This window comes from Corynebacterium sp. HMSC076C10 (assembly GCF_001812455.1).
In the GTDB taxonomy this organism is placed as follows: Bacteria; Actinomycetota; Actinomycetes; order Mycobacteriales; family Mycobacteriaceae; genus Corynebacterium; species Corynebacterium jeikeium_D.
In genome coordinates, this window is record NZ_KV809111.1 from 1 (window position 1) to 22,380 (window position 22,380).

Here is a 22,380-nt window from a genome sequence, read left to right on the forward strand (position 1 = left end):
ATTTCTCAGTCCAACTAATGGGGAGCAGTTCACAACCGGAAAGGGCCTCTTCAAAGGAGCTCAGCAACTGCCCTAGAACATGCTCGAAATTGTCTGCAATCCGAGTACGGCATCGAGAGAAAGCGCCACACAGACGATAGACAAGTAGTTGTTCGACATGAAGAACAGCTTCATCGGCTTGATCTTACCACCGGTCTTAACGTGGCGGTGCAGGTCAATGGCGCCCCACAGGAACCAGGCACCAGCGCCAACGGCGCCAATCAGATAGATCCAACCCGCGTACGGAACCAACAGCAGAGTGGTAATCACGGTCGCGGCGGTGTAGTAAATAATGCGTTTGGAAACGACGATTGCCGGCTTAACCACTGGCATCATCGGCACGCCAGCGGCCTTGTAGTCCTCCTTGTAGCGCAGGCCCAATGCCCAGGTGTGCGGCGGAGTCCAGAAGAAGATAAGCAGGAACAGGATGAATGCCTGCCACCAGTGAGCCAGCCCCGTAATCTCCGGGTTGTTGTCAGTGATCACGGCCCAGCCGACCATCACCGGCATACACCCCGCAGCGCCACCCCAAATTACGTTCTGATCAGTACGGCGCTTCAGCCACAACGTGTAGACGAAGATGTAGAAGGCAATCGTAATCAGAATGAAAACGGCGGCCAGCAGCGAGTTACACAGCAACCACAGCCATAGGAACGACGCAATCATCAAGACAGTGCCGAAAATCGCTGCCGCTCGACGGCTAACCTGGTTGCGCGCGAGCGGGCGACGGCGAGTACGGCGCATCTTCTGGTCAATGTCGTAATCCATGACCATGTTGAAGGTGTGCGCAGCCGCTGCACCCAGCCAACCACCGAACAAGGTGAGAAGAATCAGTCCAACGTGAACATGACCGCGATCAGCCTGAAGCATTGCGGGAATGGCCGCGACGAGCAGGAGCTCGATAATTCTTGGCTTAGTCAGTGCAATATACGCCTTGACTGTTTCCAACAAAGCAATGTCCCTTTCACGCGCCATAAACAAACCCCCCGTTTACAGATAGTCGGATGTAACGGTCGGAAAGTTCCCGACGAGTTTTTCCGCAAAATTAAATGAGGGGCAGGCAATCAGTTTACCGGTAATCATAACGGTTCCAATAATGACCGTCGTAAAGCATGTGCGGCGCGCCCTCTGAGACTTATCTCTCAGCTATTCGGCCTGGTTTGAACCCGGAGCGCGCAATCCTAGTTAGTATGGAGGAGAATTTTACTAATCCATTTGGATACTAGGAGTCATTCACGTGACACTGTCGACTGAGCATGAAGCACGGGTTGTGCGCAACTACCCCTCGGACTGGTCTGACTTGGATACGAAGGCCGTTGATACGGCCCGTGTGCTGGCCGCAGACGCCGTTGAAAAGGCAGGTTCGGGGCACCCCGGCACTGCGATGAGCCTCGCACCGCTGGCTTACTCTCTTTACCAGCGCATTATGTGCCATGACCCGAAGGATACGAAGTGGATCGGCCGTGACCGTTTCATTCTCTCCTGTGGTCACACCTCTCTGACGCAGTACGTCCAGCTGTACCTCGGCGGTTTTGGCCTGGAGCTCGATGACCTGAAGGCGCTGCGTACGTGGGACGCTCTCACCCCGGGTCACCCGGAATACGGCCACACTGACGGCGTGGAAATCACCACTGGCCCGCTGGGTCAGGGGCTGGCGTCGGCCGTCGGTTTTGCCATGGCTTCGCGACGGGAACGTGGGCTGTTCGACCCGGAAGCTGCTCCGGGTGAGTCTCCGTTTGATCACTACGTGTACGTCATCGCTTCTGATGGTGACGTTCAGGAGGGTGTCACTGCCGAGGCCGGCTCGCTGGCCGGCACTCAGCAGCTGGGCAACCTGATTGTCTTCTGGGATGACAACGGCATCTCCATCGAGGACGACACCACCATTGCTTTCACCGAGAATGTCGCGGATCGCTACCGTGCTTACGGCTGGCAGGTCATTGAGGTCGACGGCGGCGAGGACGTCGCAGCACTCGAGGCTGCTGTCGAGGAGGCCAAGAAGGATACGGAGCGTCCGACCTTCATTCGCGTTCGCACTGTGATCGCTTACCCGGCTCCGACGAAGATGAACACCGGCGCTTCGCACGGTGCTGCTCTTGGTGGCGAGGAGATTGTCGGCATCAAGGAAGCTCTCGGCTTCGATACCGACAAGAGCTTTGACGTCGCTGACGAGGTCATTGAGCACACCCGCAAGCTGGTTGAGCGTGGTGCTGAGGCTCATGCACAGTGGCAGGTCAAGTTTGATGAGTGGGCTGCGGCTAACCCGGAGCGCAAAGCTCTGCTGGACCGTCTGACCGCTGGCGAGCTGCCGGAGGGCTTCGACGCTGAGCTGCCGACTTGGGAGCCGGACGAGAAGGGCGTTGCTACCCGCAAGGCCTCTGAGGCCGCGCTGCAGGCACTGGGCAAGACCCTGCCGGAGCTGTGGGGTGGCTCGGCTGACCTGGCTGGCTCCAACAACACCGTCCTGAAGGGCGAGCCGTCCTTCGGCCCGAAGTCCATCACCACCGGCACCTGGACCACCGACCCGTACGGCCGCAACCTGCACTTCGGTATCCGTGAGCACGCCATGGGTTCGATTCTCAACGGCATTCTGCTCCACGGTGGTACCCGTCCGTACGGCGGCACCTTCCTTATCTTCTCGGACTACATGCGTCCGGCTGTCCGCCTAGCATCGCTGATGGGCATCTCCCCTATTTATGTCTGGACTCACGACTCCATTGGTCTGGGCGAAGACGGTCCGACGCACCAGCCTGTTGAACAGCTGGCTTCGCTGCGCGCTATCCCGGGTGTGTCCACTGTCCGCCCGGCTGACGCTAACGAGACCGCTCAGGCTTGGGCCGCTGTTCTTCAGGGCGAAGCAGGCCCGAAGGCTCTGGCCCTGACCCGCCAGAACGTTCCGGTCTTGGAAGGTACCAAGGAGAAGGCCGCCGAGGGCGTCCGTCGTGGTGCGTACGTGCTTGTCGACGGCGCCAAGGAGACCCCGGACGTCATCCTGATGGCTACCGGTTCGGAAGTTCACCTCGCTGTCGAAGCTGCTGACAAGCTGGCTGAGGAAGGCGTCAGCGCCCGCGTTGTCTCCGTTCCGTGTCTTGACTGGTTCGAGCAGCAGGACGATGCCTACCGCGAGCAGGTTCTGCCGAAGTCCGTCCGCGCTCGTGTCTCGGTTGAGGCCGGTATTGCAATGCCGTGGTACCGCCACCTTGGTGATGCTGGTCGCGCTGTCTCCCTGGAGCACTTCGGTGCATCGGCTCCGTACAAGGAGCTGTTCGAGAAGTTCGGCATCACAGCAGAGGCTGTTATCGATGCCGCCAAGGAGTCCATCGAGGCTGCTAAGTAAGTTTGTTAAAACCTGGCGCTATCGGCCGTTGTCGGGACGGGATTTGTGAAAACCGTACCGCGCTCCGGTAGCGCCAGTATTGTTTGTGACGCACAGTAGTTTAAGGACATACAACTTTTAGCGAAGTCTTTAGGCAACGAAGCGGTATTGACAGAAAGGCGTTAAACACTATGGGAAACACCACGATGGAAGCGCTCGCCAAGGTAGGAACCTCGGCGTGGCTCGACGATCTTTCGCGCCAGCGCCTTACCTCGGGCGATTTGAAGAATCTTATTGAAGAGCTGCGGGTTGTCGGTGTCACTACTAACCCGGCTATCTTCTCTTCGGCGATGACCGCCGGTGAGGATTACGACTCTCAGCTGGCGCAGCTCACTGCGGAGGGTGCGAACCCGGCAGATGCTGTGTTCGCGATGGCAATCGACGACGTCCGCGATGCCTGTGACCTTTTCGCTGGTGTATCTGAAGAAACCGACGGTGTCGATGGCCGTGTCTCCATCGAGGTCGATCCTCGCTACGCCGACAACTACGAGGCCACGATTGCGCAGGCCCGTAAGCTCTGGGAGCGCGTCGGCAAGCAGAACGCGATGATTAAGATTCCGGCGACCGATGCTTCCCTGCCGGCTGTCACCCAGGCCCTGTCCGAGGGAATCTCGGTAAACGTCACCCTGATTTTCTCGGTGGAACGCTACCTGCAGGTCATTGATGCGTTCATCGAGGGCATTGAGCGTGCGAAGGACAACGGCGTAGACCTGGCTTCGGTTCACTCTGTTGCGTCGCTGTTTGTTTCCCGCGTTGACACCGAAATCGATGCTCGCCTGGACAAGATCGGCTCCGAGGAGGCCCTGGCTCTGCGCGGCAAGGCTGGTCTGGCCAATGCCCGTGCAGCTTACGCCAAGTTCGAGAAGACTTTCTCGGCGCAGAATATTCGCTGGGCACAGCTGGAAAACGCCGGTGCTAAGCCGCAGCGCCTGCTGTGGGCTTCGACCGGTGTGAAGAACCCGGCTTACCCGGACACCCTCTACGTCACTGAGCTGGCTGCACCGCAGACTGTGAATACCATGCCGGAGAAGACGCTGCGTGCTGCCGCGGGCTTCGAGGGCGAGGTTCGCGACGCCGTCAGCGGCCAGGGTGACGCAGCCAACGCCGTTATGACTCAGCTCAGCGAGATTGGCATCGACCTCGATGACGTCTTCGCTGTCCTGGAGCGCGAGGGCGTGGAGAAGTTCGTGGACTCCTGGCAGTCCTTGCTCGAGTCGATTGCACAGCGCATGGAGCAGCTGAAGTAAGCCTGCTGATTATCTAGGTGCCTGTTGGTAGTGGCTGCGTTTCTGGCTGGCGCCAGCAGGTCGCCTGGCGATCCGAGTTACTGACTGCGTTTATGTCAAAAACGGCCCGAAAAATAGCCTGAAGGTGTCATAAACTTGCACAGTTTCACATCTGCAGCCCGTAACTTTTGGGGTTGTCAGTTTCGGTTCGCCTGTTGTGTTACTTAACCCGCATGTTCAACGTTGGACATGAAAAAGCTCCCCGCGCAGGGGAGCTTTTTTAATGGAGCTAGGACGCGGCGAAGGCGGGGCGCACAGTGGGCAGCGGGCGTTTCTCTTCCTTTAATGCCCAGGCCATCACGAACGCAGAGATTACGGTGATGATTGAGGCAAAGATCGGCACAGCCGGCCAGGGGGCGCCCGGTACGGAGTCGGTCACGTCCAGCAGATAGCTAAAGAGGAAGAGCGTGACCAGGGCCAGGCCAATGGTGATCGATCCTGCACGAGTGCCCTTCGCGCCGGCGACGGTGCCGACTGCGGTGCTCGCCACGGTAGCCATGAGGAAGCTCAAGAAGACGCACAGCGCGGTGAGCAGAACTGTGGTGTAGTTCTGCCCGGAATCCTCAATCATGTACAGCTCCCCGTTAGTGTCCGGAAACAGGGCCGGTCCGGAGGTGACAATGAAGCTATCGAATCCGCGGTAGTAACCGGACTTGTTCTGTTCGATGACCATCGCCGTGACGATGAAGGCGGTAGCCACCAACGATGTGCCCAAGATTGCGATGATTGCGGAGCGTACCCAGCGGGAGGTGCTCACGCCGTAGTCGCGCAGGGTGACCGAACGCCGGGCTGTGATGAGGAAGAGGATGCCCAGCGCGATAATGCCAAGCAAGGTGTTACCGGTTCCGCTGCCTACGAGCATGCGCCCGAAGGCCGAGTACAGGATGGCCACGGCGGCAACACCGAGGAAGGTTTTCTTGTTGGTCGCGATGAAAGCTCCGGTGCTCATTTCTTGCTCCGTTCGATGTAGGAGGAGGTGCTTGCGAGGTCGATGAGGGCCGCGGGGTCGAGGTAGCTCACCTCAACGCCGAGGGCGCGGGCATGCGCAGCGGCAGACGAACTGAGCTCTGTAGCCAGGATTGCCTCGCAGCGCTCGCCGAGGGTTTTCTTAGCGAGCACTGGGCCGGCCACCTGCGCCACGAGATCCGTAGGGCCGCGCAGCACCGGATGGCTAGCGCGCAGCTTATCGACGTCATAGGGCCCGTACGCATCCTGCTTGTGGATGACAATCAAGGTGTCCACTAGGCCGGCTAGATCCTGGGAGTGCTGCGAGGTGACCACAATGTCGGCCGATTCGGCCGAGTCGATAAGCATGCCGCGCAATGTGGCGCGGTGCTCGACATCGAGGCCGTTGAAGGGCTCGTCGAAAAGCAATGCTTCCTTGCCCGATGCCAGGGTGGCAGCGGCGATGAGCAGCTGGCGCTGGCCCAGGCTGAGCTTTTTGATAGGGGTGTCAGCGGGGAAATCGAGGAGGGACTCCGCGTGGGGCACATCGAGCTGATCCCAGCCGGTGCGCAGGATCTGGAAATATTCGCGCGGGGTGGCACCGAAGACCTGGGTGTCGGGTGCAGCCTTCGCCAGGGCCGCCGTAGGCATCTGCGCGAGGGTACGCAGGTAGTAAGTCTTGCCGGCGCCGTTGGGGCCAATCACGCCGTAGATGCTCATTTCTCCTCCTCCAGCATGGCGATGATGTCGTGGAGCGTGAGGCCGAGAATGCCGGCCTCCGCTTTTAATGGCTCGATGTAGGTGCGCTGGAACGCTTCACGACGCTCAGCGCGAATGCGGTTACGGGCGTCTGGAGTGACAAACATGCCGAGTCCTCTTTTCTTCTCCACAAGCCCCACCATCGACAGTTCCGTCATGGCCTTGGCGGCCGTGGTTGGGTTGACCTGATAGAACTCCGAGAGCTCCTTGGTTGAAGGGGCACGATCCTCAGCCGAGAGCTCCCCGGACAAAATCATTGATTTCAGATCCTCGGCGATCTGGACGTAGATGGGCCGAGGGTCCGCCTCCTTCGCCTGCATATCCACCTCCGTGGTTTATGGGTATACCACCTAGGTCATAAACCTATGGCAGAAGAAAGGGGCCCGTCAAGGCCCCATCGGAGGAATCGGAAACGATTCCACCGGACTTTTCTCGATATGACATTATGTAAACCGTGAGTGATTCTCTGCAACGCAACGATTCGAACTCCCCTACTGCCAGCTCTCCGCACAACGGAGACGACAGCACCAACCACGACGGATACATCAACCCGCTGCGCGACCCGCAGGATAAACGCCTGCCGCGTATTGCCGGCCCGGGTGGCATGGTGATTTTCGGAGTGACGGGCGATCTGGCCCGAAAGAAGCTTCTGCCTGCCATCTATGATCTGGCCAACCGCGGTCTACTGCCTGCCTCCTTCGCGTTGGTTGGCTACGGTCGTCGCGAATGGTCGAAACAGGACTTTGAGGATTATGTGCGCACCGCAGTGGAACAGGGCGCCCGCACAGACTTCCGTGAGAGTGTCTGGCAGCGCCTGGCTGAGGGCATTCACTTTGTCACCGGTACCTTTACCGATGACGAGGCCTTCGATCGCCTGGCCGCACAACTTGAGGAGCTCGATCGCTCCCGCGGCACCGCCGGCAACTGGGCCTACTACCTGTCCATTCCGCCAGCTAACTTCCCCGATGTCTGTCATCAGCTCGATCGTTCGGGGCTGGCGCAGTCGGGCGAGGATTATTGGCGTCGCGTGATTATTGAGAAGCCATTCGGACACGACCTAGCCTCCGCTCAGGAACTCAACCGGATTGTGAACTCGGTCTTCCCAGAAGACGCTGTGTTCCGCATCGACCACTACCTGGGCAAGGAAACCGTCCAGAACATTCTGGCCATGCGTTTTGCCAACCAGTTGTTCGATCCGATGTGGAATTCTCACTACATTGACCACGTCCAGATCACCATGGCCGAGGACATTGGTTTGGGCGGTCGCGCTGGCTACTACGACGGTATTGGTGCAGCTCGTGACGTGATTCAGAACCACCTACTCCAGCTCCTGGCGCTGGTGGCAATGGAAGAGCCCATCGCCTTTACCCCGGAAGAGCTGCAAGCGGAAAAGATCAAGGTTCTGCGTGCCGTCGAGCCAGTGCGTCCGTTTTCGAAATACACCGCGCGTGGCCAGTACACGGCGGATTGGCAGGGCAGCAACTTCGTGCCGGGGCTGCGCGATGAGGATGGCTTCGACCCCGAATCCACGACCGAGACCTACGCCGCCTGTACGCTGCAGATCAACTCCCGTCGCTGGGCCGGTGTCCCCTTCTACCTGCGCACCGGCAAGCGCCTCGGCCGCCGCGTCACTGAAATTGCGCTGGTCTTTAAGTCCGCACCTCACCTGCCCTTCGCAGAGACAATGACTGCCGCTCTCGGCCAGAACGCAATGGTCATCCGTGTTCAGCCAGACGAGGGCGTGCTCATGCGCTTCGGCTCGAAGGTCCCGGGCTCGGCCATGGAGGTGCGCGATGTCAACATGGACTTCTCCTACTCCGAGGTGTTTACCGAGCAGTCGCCAGAGGCCTACGAGCGCCTGATTCTGGATGCGCTTCTCGACGAGGCCAGCCTCTTCCCCACCAACGAGGAAGTCGAGCTGTCCTGGAAGATTCTTGACCCCATCATCGAGTACTGGGCCAAGCGCGGTCGTCCCGAGGGCTACCCCGCAGGTTCGTGGGGGCCTTCCTCCGCTGACCACATGCTCGAGCGCGACGGTCGCGCTTGGCGACGGCCATAGGCCGCCGACCTCTCAGTTCTTAAGAATTTTCTGACAGAAAGAACACTTTCATGATTGTCAATTTGCCAGACACTGACACCGCGAGCATTGCTCGTCAGTTGGTGCAGCTTCGAGAGCAGGGCGGCATCGTTACCACGGGCCGTGTCCTCACCCTGATTGTTTTGGCCAAAAGCGAAGACGACCTGGAAAACATTATTTCCACGGTCAACTCCGTTTCCCGCGAGCACCCATCCCGTGTGCTGGTATTGGTCTCCGATGATCCACGCCTGGACAATCGCCTTGACGCGGAACTCCGCGTCGGTGGTGATGCCGGTGCCGCTGAGATCGTCGTTATGCACATGGCCGGTGAGATTGGGCAACACCACAGCTCGGTGGTGACTCCCCTGTTGCTACCGGATACGCCGGTTGTGGCATGGTGGCCGTCCGAGGCCCCACAGGTACCGGCGGCAACACCAATTGGTCGGATTGCACAGCGTCGCATCACCGATTCGTTGTGTGACCCGAATAGCAACGCTATCTACACTCGCCGCACGGGATACACACCGGGTGATTCCGATCTGAGCTGGTCGCGGCTGACGAACTGGCGCGGTGTGTTGGCATCCGCTTTCGACTTGCCGCCGCACTCGCCGGTGACCTCCGTGTCCATTTACGGCCCACAGGACTCGCCATCGGTCGAGGTCGCCGCTGGATGGTTGGCAGATCGCCTGGGGCTGCCGGTCAACCGTTACTCCACCGGTGAGAAGAAGATTCCGGTGGACGAAAAGGGCCGCGCCAAGCCACCGGTGACCTCCGTCGCCTTTGAGCGTGAAAATGGCCAGACTTTGCGCATCGATATTGAGAGCGCCACCACTGCATCAGTCACCAACGGAGAAAAGCCCCCGTTCAAGGTCGCAGTATCGCGTCCAACACGCTCCGAATGTTTGGCAGAGGAGCTGCGTCACCTCGACCACGATACTGCCTACGGACGTGCCCTGCGTGGCCTCAGCCAGATTCACACGGTGGGAATGCAACCTCCGACGTCCACAACAACTAGCTTCGCTAACGAACCAGGAGTCTCTGACAAGTGACCACCGATAACGCCTCGAATACCGTCCCTGCCCCTCAGTTCCACCGCGCCGCTGACCAGGCGGGCATCGTCGAGGCTGCACGTCAGCGCTTCATCGATGCGGTTGTCGCCGTCCAACATGGCAACGCCTCTCCGGTCACCGATGACGGTTTCGTACGCGTCGTTCTCACCGGTGGCGGCGCGGGTACCGCTTTGCTCAGTGCGCTTGCCGACGATTCCGGAGACATCGACTGGAACCGAGTCCTGGTGTTCTTCGGAGATGAACGCTTTGTCGCTGCCGACTCGGCAGATCGCAATGCGTTGGCTGCTCGTAAGCGTCTCTTGTCCCCTGTCGGCGTGCCGGAGGAAAACATCTTCGAGTTTGCCGCTGCCGACAGCGGCGTGACCACCACGGAGGCCGCCGAAAGCTACGAAGCTATCGTTCGGGAGAAGGCTCCAAATGGCTTTGACCTTCACCTTCTTGGTATGGGCGGAGAGGGACACATCAACTCGATTTTCCCGTATACCGCAGCGCTGGCTGAGCAGGAACGCTTGGTCGTGGACGTGCATAACTGCCCGAAGCCACCGCCGACCCGTATCACGTTGACGATGCCGGCCATCGCCAGCTCTCAGCGTGTGTGGCTACTTGTAGCGGGCGGCGAAAAGGCTGAGGCAATTGCAGCTATCGCTCAGCAGGACGACCCAGCGCAGTGGCCGGCGGCCGGGGTTCGCGGTGTTCAGGAAACCGTTGTCTTTGTTGACGATGCTGCGGCTGCGCAGCTCTAGGCATCCGCTTCACCGCTAACAGCCCAGAAACAGCAAATTCCCGTCGATAAGCGAAATGCTATCGACGGGAATTTTTATTGCTTAAAGGCCTGCGGTGGGGCGTGCTGCGTGCGGAACCTACCAGCCGAAAGTATTGAACAGCAGCAACAGGACAATGCAGAGCAACCAGATAATCACGGTCACAATAGTGACGCGGTCAAGGTTCTTCTCCACCACAGTCGAACCGGACAGATTCGACTGCATGCCGCCACCAAAGAGGCTGGACAGTCCGCCACCCTTACCCTTGTGGAGCAGGATGAACAGCGTCATCAGGATGGATGTGATGACCAGGACAATCTGAATGGCGAGGTACACGCGCACTTCCTTTTGAAACGTCGCTTCTTTAAGAACTCCAACTATACTAGCGCAATTGCTCCGCTGGCTAGGTATCCCTAGCCGTATCCCTAGGCGAATTCCTAGCCGGAGTTGCGCAGTGCAGTTGCCAGACCATTCATGGTCAGCTGAATGCCCCGACGCACCTTGTCGCGATTATCGCCGGCACGGTAGCGATGCAGCATCTCCAGCTGGATGATGTTCAGCGGCATAAGGTACGGGAAGCGCATGTCCACCGAGCGCCTGAGCAGCGGGTTGTCCTCCAGCAGGTGCTTGTACCCGGTTACCTTCAGGAACATCTCCAAAGTCAGGTCGAACTCAGCCTTGAGGATGCCGTAGATGCGCTCACCGTCGGCCTTATCTTGGCACAGGCTAGCGTAGGCGCGCGCCAGGTTCAGGTCAGCCTTGGACATGACCTGCGCCATGTTCGACAGCACCGAATTGAAGAACGGCCAAATCTCGTTGAGCTGACGGAGCTCAGCCAGGCGGGAACCGTCTTCGTCCTCGCCGATCCACTCCTGCAGTGCAGAGCCGACACCAAACCAGCCCGGCACCATAGAACGCTGCTGCGACCAGGACAGTACCCACGGAATTGCGCGCAGGTCAGAAATGGTCTGGGTCTGCTTGCGTGAGGTCGGACGCGACCCGATGTTCAGGCTGCCGATTTCATCGACCGGAGTCGAGGAAGTGAAGAAGTCAATAAAGCCCGGGTCCTCGTGCATGAGCTTCGAGTAGGCCTCACGCGACAGGTCGGAAATCTCCGACATAATCTCGTGGGCGCGAGCCGGGTTCTTCAGGTCATCGACGTCGAGCAGAGTCGACTCAATCGTTGCCGAAACCAGCGCGGCGAGGTTCCTGCGTGCCGCTGCAGGGTGACCGTACTTGGCAGAGATAATCTCGCCCTGCTCAGTGATACGCACCGACCCCTGGACTGCGCCGGAAGGCTGCGCCAGGATTGCCTCGTAGGACGGACCGCCACCACGGCCGACAGTACCTCCGCGGCCATGGAAGAGACGCAGGCGAATGTCGTTGTCCTTCGCAGCTGCCACGATGGCGACCTCCGCGTCGTAAAGCGCCCAGTTTGCAGCGAAGTACCCGCCGTCCTTGTTGGAGTCGGAGTAGCCGAGCATGACTTCCTGCAGATCTCCGCGTGCGGAGACGTATGCACGGTAGACCGGAATGTCCCACGCAGCACGCAGGACGTCGGCACCAGCCTGCAGGTCTTCGATGGTTTCGAACAGCGGGATGACGTCAACAGAACCGGTCGGCTGCGAGCCATTCGGGCGAATCAGACCGACTTCCTTGAGCAGAATCATCGGCTCCAGCAGGTCGGAGACCGATGTACACATCGAAATGATGCAGTGCGGTACCGCGTCGTGACCGTACTTGCGCACCGCACGAGATGCCGCACGCATAATGCCTAGCTCGCGAGCCGTAGCTTCGGAAAGATCTGCGGAAGTCGAAACCAGCGGACGGGAGGACTGCAGTTCCTTGGTCAGCAGTTCGACCTTGTCGGCTTCCTTCAATCCCGCGTAGTTGTCCACCACACCGGCAGCGGAGAACAGCTCGGTGAGGATTTCCTCATGAGAGTCCGAATTCTGGCGGATATCAATCGAGTACAGGTGGAAACCAAATACCTCCACTGAATCCATCAGGTCGCGCAGGCGGTGATCGGCGATGAGGTCATCGTGGCTGGACCGCAGGGAGTCGTCGATAATCGAGAGCTCTTCAAGTAGCTCCTCGGCGCTGTCATACGGAGTGAATTCCGACCAGTCGCCCTCAATGATGGACTCGTCGAAGAAGTTCACCGCTGTTGCCGCCACGCGACCGCGGATACCGTGAACCGCACGACGGTACGGTTCATCTTCGCGGTTTGGTACGTCATTGTGGCCTCGGCTGGCCAAGGCGACTAGATCCACGGTGACCTTGGTCAGGCGATCGCTGAGACTGAGCTCGCGCTCCAGCAGATGCAACTGCGAGAAGTAGTGACGCAGGATGGTACCCGCTGCCCTATCGGAGGCGTAGCGCAGCGTCTCCTCTGTCACGTATGGGTTACCGTCGTGGTCGCCGCCGATCCACGATCCCATGCGAATCGTTGGGTTAGCCGGCAGCTTGTTGCCGCCGAGCTGACGCAAGTGCTTGACGACGTCTCGGTTAATCTGTGGCACAGCTTCCAGCAGAGAAAGCTGGTAGTAGCGAAGACCAACCTCGACCTCGTCGCGAATATCCGGGCGATTCATGCGAATCAGAGCCGTTTGCCACAGCGTAAGGATACGGCGACGGATATCGGCATCAATCTCAGCAAGTCGGTCCGCGGTACGTGCATTCAACGGGGCTGCTTGGATCTCGTGGCGGCGACGCATTGCGGCCGTGATGTGCTTCTGCACATCGAACACTGTGCGACGACGAGTTTCCGTTGGGTGTGCGGTCAGAACCGGGACGACCTCAATGTGGTCCATCATGTCCGCAATGGCGCTGCTGGAAACCTTGGCGTCGCGAAGCTTCTGCCATGTTGCCTCCAGTGTGGAGTCCTTCGGCGGATCGCCAGCATCTAGAGAGGCCTCGATGCCCAGCTCCTCGTGCAAATCCTCAGCGAGGTTGGCTAAAAGTGCGAAGTGCGTGAAAGCACGGATGACAGGGCTTGCCTCGGCCGGGTCAATATCGCGGAAGAGGCCGGTGAGCTTCTCGATGTCGCCATCGCCACGATGGAGTTCGAAGGCTGCGCGGCGAGCATTTTCGACCAGGTTAAAGACCTCGTCACCCTCTTGCTCGCGGATTACCTGCCCAAGAATTCGACCCAGGTGGCGAATATCCTCCCAGAGCAAGTCCTGCTGCTTCGCGGTAGCGGTCGATGAGGATTGCTCATTGCTTGCAGTGTGTCGGTCAGTGTCACCATGTACTTGTTCGTTCATTGAGCACGTCCTTTGAAAATTGCCGGGCATTCCAAGTGGAAAGCCTCGGGAAATGTATTGCGCTGAATTATTGCCAGTCGGTGTGCCTGGATTGAGTCCGCCTAAAGGCAATAACCCCGAATCGGTTTTATGAGAATCAATAAAACCAATCCGGGGTCGCGCATGGCGCCTATCTTATCAGTTGTTCTGAATTTATATGCACTTAGGCGTTCTGGGCGGCATCTGCAGCAAGTGCGCAGAGCTTCGCGAATGCTTCACCGTCGAGCGAAGCGCCACCGACGAGGCCGCCGTCGACGTCGGGCTTGCCGACGATCTCAGCGACGTTCTCGGCCTTGACGGAACCACCGTAGAGGATGCGCATCTCCTTTGCGATGTTCTCGTCCGCAATTTCTGCGACGGTCTCGCGGATAGCTGCACAGACTTCCTGCGCGTCTGCAGCCGATGCGACCTTACCGGTGCCGATAGCCCAGACAGGCTCGTAAGCGATGACGGTCTTGGCCAGCTCAGCGTTGGTCAGATTAGCCAGGGAGCCCTTGACCTGAGAGACAACGTACTCGACGTGCTCTTCGGCCTCTCGGACCTCCAGCGGTTCGCCGACACAGACGATTGGGTTCATGCCCTCGCGCAGTGCTGCCTTGGCCTTCTTTGCGACCAGCTCATCGTCCTCTGCGTGCATATCGCGACGCTCGGAGTGACCGACGACGACCCAGGTGCAGCCGAGCTTTGCCAGCATCGATGCGGAAATCTCGCCGGTGTAAGCGCCGGACTCGTGGACTGAGACATCCTGCGCGCCGTAAGTGACGCCGAGCTTATCGCCCTCAACCAGAGTCTGGACCGAACGCAGGTCGGTAAACGGCGGGATGACAGCGACGTCAACCTTGTCGTAGTACTCCTTCGGCAGAGCGAACGCGAGCTTCTGCACCACACCGATAGCCTCGAGATGGTTCAGGTTCATCTTCCAGTTACCAGCAATAAATGGTGTACGTGCCATAGTGGTGGAATTCACTTCCCTATCAATTAGCGGATTTTTAAGCGTTGAAAATCCGGTGGTGGAAAAATCTTAGTCTTCCAGGACGGAGACGCCCGGCAGAGTCTTACCCTCGAGGAACTCCAGCGACGCGCCACCACCGGTGGAGATGTGGCTGAAGCCCTCCTCGTTCAACCCCAGAGTACGTACTGCTGCTGCGGAGTCGCCGCCACCGACGACGGAGAAGCAACCGTTGTTAGTGGTGGCATCGATGATGGCCTGTGCAACCTCGCGGGTGCCAGCTGCGAAAGCCTCCATCTCGAACACGCCCATCGGGCCGTTCCAGAACACAGTCTTGGACTCAGCGAGCACCTTGCCGAATGCCTCGGCGGAAGCCGGTCCGATGTCCAGGCCCATCCAGCCTTCCGGAATCTCGGTGGCATCGACGACCTTGTTTTCAGCGTCAGCAGCGAACTTGTCGGCCACGACTACGTCGGTTGGCAGAACAATCTTGTCGCCGTAGCGGTCCAGCAGATCCTTACAGGTGTCAATCATCTCTTCCTGCAGCAGGGATGCACCAACGGCGTAGCCCTTGGCAGCCAGGAAGGTGAAGCACATGCCGCCGCCGATGACCAGGGAGTCAACCTTCGGCGCGAGAGCCTCAATAACGCCCAGCTTGTCGGAAACCTTGGAACCGCCGAGCACGACGGTGTACGGCTTCTCCGGGGTCTCTGCAACCTTGCGCAGAACTTCAAGCTCAGCCTGAACCAGGTTGCCGGCGTAGTGCGGCAGCTTCTTAGCGACGTCGAAGACGGAAGCCTGGGCGCGGTGAACAACACCGAAACCGTCGGAAACAAATGCTCCGTCCGGAACAAGTGCGGCCAGCTCGGCTGCGAATTCGGCGCGTTCTGCCTCGTCCTTGGAGGTCTCGCGCGGATCGAAGCGGACGTTCTCCAACAGGAGTACATCGCCCTCGGTCAGGCCATTAGCGCGCTCGTGCGCGTCCTCACCGGAGACATCACCGGCGAGCGCGACGTACTGCTCCAGGCGCTCAGATAGCGCCTCAGCGACCGGGGCCAGGGAGAACTCGGACTTAACCTCGCCCTTCGGGCGACCCAGGTGAGCCATAACAACGACCTTGGCACCGGCCTCGACAAGCGCGGACAGGGTGGGCAGCGAAGCATCGATTCGACCCGGATCGGTGATAACGCCGTCCTTCAACGGAACGTTAAAGTCGGAGCGGACGAGGACGTAACGGCCTTCAATACCTTCGTTGATCAGGTCTTTGACAGTCTTAACAGTCATCTCAATGAAATCCTTGTGAAAGTGTGTAAAAAACGGGCCGTGGGTGGCGTGCCCTACTCAGGCACAACCACCCCGGCCCGTTCGGGGTCTGGGATTAACCAGGTGAGTTATTAGAGGCGCTCACCGACGTAGACAGCCAGGTCGACGAGGCGGTTGGAGTAGCCCCACTCGTTGTCGTACCAGGAGACAACCTTGACCTGATCGCCGATGACCTTGGTCAGCGGTGCGTCGAAGATCGAGGAACGCGGGTCGCCCTCGATGTCCTTGGAAACGATTGGGTCCTCGTTGTAGCCCAGAACACCCTTGAGCTCGCCCTCAGCAGCTTCCTTGATGGCAGCATTGACGGACTCGACGGTGACCTCGCTCTTCGCAGTGAAGGTCAGGTCGGTGACAGAGCCGGTCGGGGTCGGAACACGCAGTGCGTAGCCGTCCAGCAGGCCCTTGAGCTGCGGCAGAACCAGAGCGACTGCCTTTGCAGCACCGGTGGAGGTCGGAACAATGTTCAGTGCAGCAGCGCGGGCGCGACGCAGGTCCTTGTGCGGAGCGTCGTGCAGACGCTGGTCACCGGTGTATGCGTGAATGGTGGTCATGAGACCGCGCTCGATGCCGAACTTGTCGTCCAGGACCTTAGCCATCGGAGCCAGGCAGTTGGTGGTGCAAGAAGCGTTCGAAATGATGTTGTGCTTCTCAGGGTCGTAGTCAGTGTGGTTGACGCCGACAACGAAGGTTGCGTCTTCGTTCTTAGCCGGAGCGGAGATGATGACCTTCTTGGCGCCAGCCTCGATGTGAGCCTTGGCAGCGTTGGCATCGGTGAAGAAACCGGTGGACTCAATGACGATGTCGACCTCGTGCTTGCCCCACGGCAGGTCCTTCGGGTCCCGCTCAGCGTATGCGGCGATGCGCTTGCCGTTGACGGTGAGGGACTCATCGTCGTAGGTGACCTCTGCGTCAAGCTTGCCCATGATGGAGTCGTACTTGAGCAGGTGAGCCAGGGTCTTGTTATCAGTGAGGTCGTTTACAGCAACGACTTCCAGGTCAGCGCCCGCAGCGAGCAGGGAGCGGAAGAAGTTGCGGCCAATGCGACCAAAACCGTTAATACCTACACGAACCGTCACAATAATCTCCTTAATGGATTGGCGAATCGATGCCACTTGTCAGGGCGCTGATTGCGCTCCAACAGGTTCACTACAGAAGTGTACGTTGGGTTTTTCATTCGCGCAGCGGTGGTTTGGTGCGAAAACCCCAAATAAACGGAGATTTATCAAAAATTACGCACCTGACTAGGCATAACAGGTGCTTTACTCGTCAACTTCTTTGTCAAAAAGTTCGTCTGTAACGACTGCAGTTGTGGGGGGAATTCCGAGTTCGTTTGCTCTTTTGTCCGCCATGGAGAGCAAACGGCGGATGCGTCCTGCGACGGCGTCCTTGGTCATTGGCGGATTGGCCAGCTGCCCAAGTTCTTCCAATGAAGCCTGCTTGTGCTCGATGCGCAGCTGTCCTGCAGACACCAAATGGTCTGGTACATCGTCTCCGAGAATCTCTAATGCACGCTCTACTCGTGCTGCTGCAATAACGGCCGCACGAGCCGAGCGCCGCAGGTTGGCATCGTCGAAGTTTGCCAAGCGGGTGGCCGTCGCTCGCACTTCACGACGCATACGCTGTTCTTCCCACTGCAGGCGAGTAGTCTGGGCTCCCATTCGCGTCAGCAGCGCACCGATTGCATCGCCCTCCCGGATGATTACGCGATCGCCACCGCGGGATTTATTCTCCTTGCTCTTAGCCGTAATTCCGAGCCTACGAGCACATCCCACCAATGCGAGTGCCGCTTCAGCAGAAGGAGCAGTGACTTCCAAAGCTGAGGAACGCCCCGGCTCAGTCAGTGAACCATGTGCCAAAAAAGCACCCCGCCATGCAGCTTCTTGATCAATTTTCTGCCCCATGATCAGCTTGCGTGGTAGCCCACGTACGGGACGTCCCGCAGAGTCAATCAGGCCAGTTTGCCTAACGACGAGTTCCGCGCCATCAGTTACCCGCACGATGTACTTCGAGGTCTTTCGCAAGCCACCGGGAGATAAGACATTGAGGCTGGCTTTGACATCGTAGAGTTCGGCCAGCATGGAGCGCAGGCGGCGTGCGACAGCGCCGGAATCCAACTCAGCCTCCAGCACAATCGAACCTGCCACCAGGTGGAGTCCTCCTGCGAAGCGGAACAGGGTCGCAATCTCCGCTGCCTGAGCGCTTTCCTGCGAAACTGACACGCGGGCTAGTTCGTCTTTGACCTTCGCCGTCAATGCCACGATGCTGTCCATCCTCATTTCATGTGTACGAGCTGGGTTTGGGCCTGGTTAATTTAGGTAAAATTAACCCCATTTGAGCTTTAGCAATAAACCTCAAGGATAGTATCCGGAACCAATCGAGTGGCAATTAGTTGATTGTCTGTTGCATCCTCGCAGGAGAATGCATAAAAACCCTCGATTGGCCGGACGCTTTAGAGGAACTGACGAAGTGCGACAGCTAGTTTCTCCGGCGAATGCCGACCCGTCAGAGCTCCGTGGTCATCAACTTCTTGCACATCGGCGAAGACAACCTGCGCGTCTAGGCTATCCGCCGCTCGCTGCAGGTATTCTCGTTCGGTATCCGCGAGCGGCGTGTTGTCGTCGACAAGCACGTAATTGAGCTTCAAGTTAGGTGCATGCTGCGTGAGCATATGGATGTGCCGTTCGGAAGAAAAACCGGCGGTCTCCCCCGGCTCGGCGACAAGATTCAGCACCACGACGGTTGTGGCATTGGTTTCTTGCAGAGCATCCCGCAGCCCGGGCACCTGAAGATGTGGCAGAACCGAAGTAAACCACGAACCCGGACCCAGCGTCACCAAATCGGCATTGAGGATAGCTTCAATGGCCTCCTCGGATGCCGGCGGAGTCTCAGGAATCAGCCGGATTCGGCGCACCTGGCCAGGTGTCGTGGCCACTGCGACCTGGCCACGGACCTGGCGCACAACGCGAGCATCCTGCTCCAAGCCAACGACTTCGGCCTCAATCTCTAGCGGGATCGGCGACATGGGGACGACGCGACCCCGGATTTGCAGCAACCGGCCAATTTCGTCAAGCGCGTCGACTTCATTTCCCATCACACTAGTGAGGCCAGCGATAATCAGATTGCCAATCGCATGCCCTGCCAGTGCGCCAGTTCCGCCAAAGCGGTGCTGCAGTGTCTTTTCCCACAGATCGCCTTTTTCAGTATCTGCGGAAAGCGCGGCGAGTGCCATGCGAAGGTCTCCAGGGGGAATCTGCCCCAGCTCACGACGAAGGCGACCCGAGGATCCGCCATCGTCGGCAACAGTGACCACCGCAGTGACATGGTCCGCAACCTGACGGTCAGCTCTCAGCGTGGCAAATAGACCATGACCGCCACCCAGACTGGTAATTGATGTCAATTTCTACACCTCCACGAAAACCGCTAGTTGCGGTCAATATCGCGGTGGACGACGTTGACGTTGATCCCGGAAACTCCCTCGAGCTTCTTAGCCAGCGCCTCCGACATGGCCACACTTCGGTGATGGCCTCCGGTGCATCCCACAGCGATAGTCATAAAACCCTTGCCCTCACGGCGGTACCCGGGCAAAACCAATTCAATCAAGTTTGTGACGTTGTCCAAAAACCCCTGAGACTCAGGTTGGGACAGCACGTATTCGGCCACTGCTTTATTGGTACCGCGGCCCGCACGCAGCTCAGGTACCCAATAGGGATTGGGGAGAAAACGGACGTCGAAAAGCATGTCGGCATCGCGCGGTGCACCGTGCTTAAACCCAAAAGATTCGATGGTGATCTGCTGAATCTTACTAGCGGTATCCGACAACTGATGCTCTAACTCACGGCGCAAATCGTGCACGCTCATGTCAGAAGTATCCACTACTAAATCCGACATGCCCTTTATTGGCAGCAACATCTGACGTTCAGCGGCAATACCCTGTGAAAGCGTGCCATTTTCCTGCAGCGGATGGGTGCGGCGGACAGAGTCGTAGCGGGCGATGAGGGTGTCGTCGTTGGCATCAAAGAAGATGACATAGGGCTGGCGCCCCTCATTGCGGAGTCCGTCGAGCACCTCCCCCAAACTGCCGGCGAACGCGCGCGAGCGCACGTCGGTGACGATAGCGAGGCGCTCTACTGGAGAGTCCGCTTCAAACGACAACTCGACCATGCGCATAATCAACTCCGGGGGCAGGTTGTCTGCGACATACCAGCCCATCTCCTCCAAGACGCTGGCGGCCGTATTGCGTCCGGAACCGGACATGCCGGTAATCAACACAAGTGACTTTTCAGCCTGAGGGGAATAACCCGAAGTAATCATGCCATCACTCTAATACAATTCCGCCCAACCGCTCTCGGTTTTACTAGCGGAAGTAAACCCCCTAGCACTGTTTCAAGTGCGGTTTTAGCCACTTGTTTACCTACTTCTACGCCTACTCTCCCGGACCGACATCCGAGTTTGGCTCTGACGACTTCTCGTCTGGATGGAGGTAATCGTAAACAGTTTTCGCGAGCATCGGCCCGAAACCAGCCACTTCTTCGATCTGCTCGACGCTGGCCTTCTTCAGCGCCGCAACGGAACCAAAGTGCTTGACCAACTCACTGCGGCGTGCTGGCCCCAGCCCCTTAATGCCATCAAGCATCGACGAGCGCATGCGTTTAGATCGCTGCTGGCGGTGATAATTAATGGCAAAGCGGTGCGCCTCATCACGAATTCGCTGGATTAGGTACATCGCTTCCGAATTACGCGGCAGAATGAGCGGCTCATCATCGTCGGGAATCCACAGCTCTTCTAAGCGCTTGGCAATCCCCACCAACGTCACATCGGTGACCTCGAGTTCATCGAGGACCGCCTGTGCGGCTGCGACCTGCGGTGCACCACCGTCGACGATGAACAACTGTGGCGGGTAGGCAAACTTGCGGTTACTCCGCGACTGCTCATCGACGGCATCAGTCGTCTCTTCGACGAACATCTCGCTTGCATCATCGGGCATGGCGAGCTTGTCCTCGTTATGGCGCAGAAAACGACGGCGCACAACCTCAGCGATAGAACCGACGTCGTCCGAGCGACCGTCACCCGCTGCATCTTTGATTCGGTAGCGGCGGTAGTCGGACTTCTTGGGCAATCCATCCTCGAAGACCACCAACGAGGCCACCACATCGGTGCCCTGAATATGCGAGATGTCAGTGCATTCGATACGCAGCGGCGCTTCATCCATAAACAGCGCGTCCTGAAGTTCGGAGAGAGCCTGCGATCGAGTAGTTAGATCTCCACTTCGCTTTAGCTTGTGCTGGCGCAGCGCTTCAGCTGCATTTTTCTGCACGGTCTCCATGAGCGTCCGCTTGTCACCGCGCTGTGGGACGCGAATATCCACATTAGTGCCACGAATATCGGCCAAAAATGCAGTAACCTCGTCAAGCTCGTCGGGCGTGGCCTGAACGAGAATTTCGCGTGGCACAACCTGGGCGGCAGTGGTTGATTCATCGCCGTCGACATCCGCGTGCTTGGCGGCGTCGCCATAGAACTGTGTCAGGAACTGCGTTAGCAGCCCACCCAAGCTGGGGTCAGTTTCTCCCTCTCGAAACTCCGTAGTCGCGTACTCGCCGGACTTCTCCACTACCCAGCCGCGCTGACCGTAAATACGTCCCGCCCGAACATGGAAAATCTGCACGGCCGCTTCCAGTTCGTCGGTTGCTAGCGCAATAAAGTCGGCATCGGCGGCGTCGGAAAGCACGACTGACTGCCGCTCCATGACCTTGTCGATGGCAGCGAGGTTGTCGCGCAGACTAGCGGCGCGCTCGAAGTCTAACTCGCCGGCAGCTTCCTCCATTTCCTTCTTTAAGCGCCTCGTGACCGGGCCCGTATTTCCCGACATGAAGCTGGTAAAACCACGGACAATTTCGCGGTGTTCCTCGGCACTGACACGGCCGACACAAGGCGCCGAGCATTTGTCGATATAGCCGAGCAAACAGGGCCGCCCCAGGGCTTGCTGCCGGTTGAAGACTCCCTTTGAACAGGTGCGGGCTGGGAAAACTCGTGTAAGCAAGTCGAGCGTTTCTCGGATAGCCCACGCGTGTGAATAAGGCCCGAAATAACGCACGCCCTTCCGGCGCGGTCCTCGGTAGAGAAAGAGCCGCGGGTACAGCTCTCCAACGCTGACGGCCAACATCGGATACGACTTGTCGTCGCGGTACATCACGTTGAACCGCGGATTAAAGCGCTTGATCCAGGTGTACTCCAACTGCAGCGCTTCGACTTCATTGTGGACGACAGTCCACGTCACCTTCGAAGCGGACTGCACCATCTGGCGGGTGCGGGGATGAAGCCGAGTTAAGTCCTGGAAATAGTTAGACAAACGCGCACGGAGATTCTTCGCCTTGCCGACGTAGAGAACGCGCCCGGTTGAATCGAGAAAACGGTACACCCCCGGCTCCGTGGGAATGGTGCCGGGGGCGGGACGGTACTGAGAAGGGTCAGTCACTTACGGTGTCCTTAAAAC

General features: G+C 58.6%; 18 protein-coding genes. 5 read left to right on the forward strand and 13 right to left on the reverse strand.

The features are described 5' to 3' along the window. Positions 1 to 72: 72 nt before the first annotated feature. Complete coding sequence (locus HMPREF2857_RS04800; RefSeq protein WP_172954651.1) at positions 73 to 987, reverse strand: heme o synthase; 915 nt, start codon at positions 985 to 987, stop codon at positions 73 to 75. A gap of 289 nt (positions 988 to 1,276) precedes the next feature. Here HMPREF2857_RS04800 and tkt point away from each other — a divergent pair, with 289 nt between their 5' ends. Further along, a complete protein-coding gene (tkt, locus tag HMPREF2857_RS04805) occupies positions 1,277 to 3,376 on the forward strand; it encodes a transketolase (protein WP_070642953.1) in 2,100 nt (699 codons plus the stop codon). A gap of 170 nt (positions 3,377 to 3,546) precedes the next feature. After that, positions 3,547 to 4,662 carry a transaldolase gene (tal, locus tag HMPREF2857_RS04810; protein WP_070642955.1) on the forward strand — a complete coding sequence of 372 codons (1,116 nt, stop codon included), beginning with the start codon at positions 3,547 to 3,549 and terminating at the stop codon, positions 4,660 to 4,662. A 268-nt stretch (positions 4,663 to 4,930) separates the two neighbouring features. Here tal and HMPREF2857_RS04815 read toward each other — a convergent pair whose 3' ends face one another. Genes HMPREF2857_RS04815 through HMPREF2857_RS04825 form a run of 3 tightly spaced genes read right to left on the reverse strand, consistent with a single transcriptional unit; the run spans position 4,931 to position 6,725 of the window. Further along, positions 4,931 to 5,650: a hypothetical protein gene (locus HMPREF2857_RS04815; protein ID WP_049190735.1), complete on the reverse strand. Its 720-nt coding sequence runs from the start codon at positions 5,648 to 5,650 to the stop codon at positions 4,931 to 4,933. Next, on the reverse strand, positions 5,647 to 6,366 hold the full coding sequence (locus HMPREF2857_RS04820) for an AAA family ATPase (protein WP_048731886.1): 720 nt from the start codon (positions 6,364 to 6,366) through the stop codon (positions 5,647 to 5,649). Before HMPREF2857_RS04820 ends, HMPREF2857_RS04815 begins: the two co-directional genes overlap by 4 nt. Further along, positions 6,363 to 6,725, reverse strand: a complete 363-nt coding sequence (locus HMPREF2857_RS04825) for a GntR family transcriptional regulator (protein WP_049190738.1) — start codon at positions 6,723 to 6,725, stop codon at positions 6,363 to 6,365. Before HMPREF2857_RS04825 ends, HMPREF2857_RS04820 begins: the two co-directional genes overlap by 4 nt. A gap of 134 nt (positions 6,726 to 6,859) precedes the next feature. Here HMPREF2857_RS04825 and zwf point away from each other — a divergent pair, with 134 nt between their 5' ends. The 3 genes from zwf to pgl are packed head-to-tail and all read left to right on the forward strand — an operon-like array spanning position 6,860 to position 10,295. Then, on the forward strand, positions 6,860 to 8,464 hold the full coding sequence (gene zwf / locus HMPREF2857_RS04830; RefSeq protein ID WP_070547093.1) for a glucose-6-phosphate dehydrogenase: 1,605 nt from the start codon (positions 6,860 to 6,862) through the stop codon (positions 8,462 to 8,464). Between the two features lie 50 nt (positions 8,465 to 8,514). After that, on the forward strand, positions 8,515 to 9,531 hold the full coding sequence (locus HMPREF2857_RS04835) for a glucose-6-phosphate dehydrogenase assembly protein OpcA (protein ID WP_070642957.1): 1,017 nt from the start codon (positions 8,515 to 8,517) through the stop codon (positions 9,529 to 9,531). Then, positions 9,528 to 10,295, forward strand: a complete 768-nt coding sequence (gene pgl / locus HMPREF2857_RS04840; protein ID WP_049190739.1) for a 6-phosphogluconolactonase — start codon at positions 9,528 to 9,530, stop codon at positions 10,293 to 10,295. The genes HMPREF2857_RS04835 and pgl overlap by 4 nt, the downstream gene beginning before the upstream one ends. A gap of 117 nt (positions 10,296 to 10,412) precedes the next feature. Here pgl and secG read toward each other — a convergent pair whose 3' ends face one another. From secG to uvrC, 9 genes are all read right to left on the reverse strand, one after another. Further along, positions 10,413 to 10,649 carry a preprotein translocase subunit SecG gene (gene secG, locus HMPREF2857_RS04845; protein ID WP_005510775.1) on the reverse strand — a complete coding sequence of 79 codons (237 nt, stop codon included), beginning with the start codon at positions 10,647 to 10,649 and terminating at the stop codon, positions 10,413 to 10,415. A gap of 101 nt (positions 10,650 to 10,750) precedes the next feature. Next, entirely contained in the window at positions 10,751 to 13,579 is a 2,829-nt protein-coding gene (gene ppc / locus HMPREF2857_RS04850; RefSeq protein WP_070642959.1) for a phosphoenolpyruvate carboxylase, read from the reverse strand. 202 nt (positions 13,580 to 13,781) lie between these two features. Next, entirely contained in the window at positions 13,782 to 14,570 is a 789-nt protein-coding gene (tpiA, locus tag HMPREF2857_RS04855; RefSeq protein ID WP_049190741.1) for a triose-phosphate isomerase, read from the reverse strand. Between the two features lie 69 nt (positions 14,571 to 14,639). Beyond that, positions 14,640 to 15,851 (reverse strand): phosphoglycerate kinase, encoded by a 1,212-nt coding sequence (gene pgk, locus HMPREF2857_RS04860; protein ID WP_070606620.1) that lies wholly within the window; start codon positions 15,849 to 15,851, stop codon positions 14,640 to 14,642. Between the two features lie 110 nt (positions 15,852 to 15,961). Continuing rightward, positions 15,962 to 16,966, reverse strand: a complete 1,005-nt coding sequence (gap, locus tag HMPREF2857_RS04865) for a type I glyceraldehyde-3-phosphate dehydrogenase (RefSeq protein ID WP_048731894.1) — start codon at positions 16,964 to 16,966, stop codon at positions 15,962 to 15,964. Positions 16,967 to 17,149: 183 nt separating this feature from the next. After that, positions 17,150 to 18,148 (reverse strand): DNA-binding protein WhiA, encoded by a 999-nt coding sequence (gene whiA, locus HMPREF2857_RS04870; protein WP_049190810.1) that lies wholly within the window; start codon positions 18,146 to 18,148, stop codon positions 17,150 to 17,152. A gap of 191 nt (positions 18,149 to 18,339) precedes the next feature. Beyond that, positions 18,340 to 19,287 carry a gluconeogenesis factor YvcK family protein gene (gene yvcK / locus HMPREF2857_RS04875; RefSeq protein ID WP_048731879.1) on the reverse strand — a complete coding sequence of 316 codons (948 nt, stop codon included), beginning with the start codon at positions 19,285 to 19,287 and terminating at the stop codon, positions 18,340 to 18,342. Positions 19,288 to 19,310: 23 nt separating this feature from the next. After that, the gene (rapZ, locus tag HMPREF2857_RS04880; protein ID WP_070642960.1) at positions 19,311 to 20,201 is read right to left on the reverse strand and encodes an RNase adapter RapZ; all 891 of its coding nucleotides are present in this window, start codon (positions 20,199 to 20,201) and stop codon (positions 19,311 to 19,313) included. Between the two features lie 112 nt (positions 20,202 to 20,313). After that, positions 20,314 to 22,362 (reverse strand): excinuclease ABC subunit UvrC, encoded by a 2,049-nt coding sequence (gene uvrC, locus HMPREF2857_RS04885; RefSeq protein WP_070642962.1) that lies wholly within the window; start codon positions 22,360 to 22,362, stop codon positions 20,314 to 20,316. Positions 22,363 to 22,380 lie beyond the last annotated feature (18 nt).

Bases quoted from the DNA above. Each gene is read 5' to 3' on its own strand.
- tal (WP_070642955.1), top strand. From the start codon at position 3,547: ATGGGAAACACCACGATGGAAGCGCTCGCCAAGGTAGGAACCTCGGCG.
- HMPREF2857_RS04815 (WP_049190735.1), bottom strand. From the start codon at position 5,650: ATGAGCACCGGAGCTTTCATCGCGACCAACAAGAAAACCTTCCTCGGT.
- HMPREF2857_RS04820 (WP_048731886.1), bottom strand. From the start codon at position 6,366: ATGAGCATCTACGGCGTGATTGGCCCCAACGGCGCCGGCAAGACTTAC.
- HMPREF2857_RS04825 (WP_049190738.1), bottom strand. From the start codon at position 6,725: ATGCAGGCGAAGGAGGCGGACCCTCGGCCCATCTACGTCCAGATCGCC.
- HMPREF2857_RS04835 (WP_070642957.1), top strand. From the start codon at position 8,515: ATGATTGTCAATTTGCCAGACACTGACACCGCGAGCATTGCTCGTCAG.
- ppc (WP_070642959.1), bottom strand. From the start codon at position 13,579: ATGAACGAACAAGTACATGGTGACACTGACCGACACACTGCAAGCAAT.
- tpiA (WP_049190741.1), bottom strand. From the start codon at position 14,570: ATGGCACGTACACCATTTATTGCTGGTAACTGGAAGATGAACCTGAAC.
- pgk (WP_070606620.1), bottom strand. From the start codon at position 15,851: ATGACTGTTAAGACTGTCAAAGACCTGATCAACGAAGGTATTGAAGGC.
- rapZ (WP_070642960.1), bottom strand. From the start codon at position 20,201: ATGATTACTTCGGGTTATTCCCCTCAGGCTGAAAAGTCACTTGTGTTG.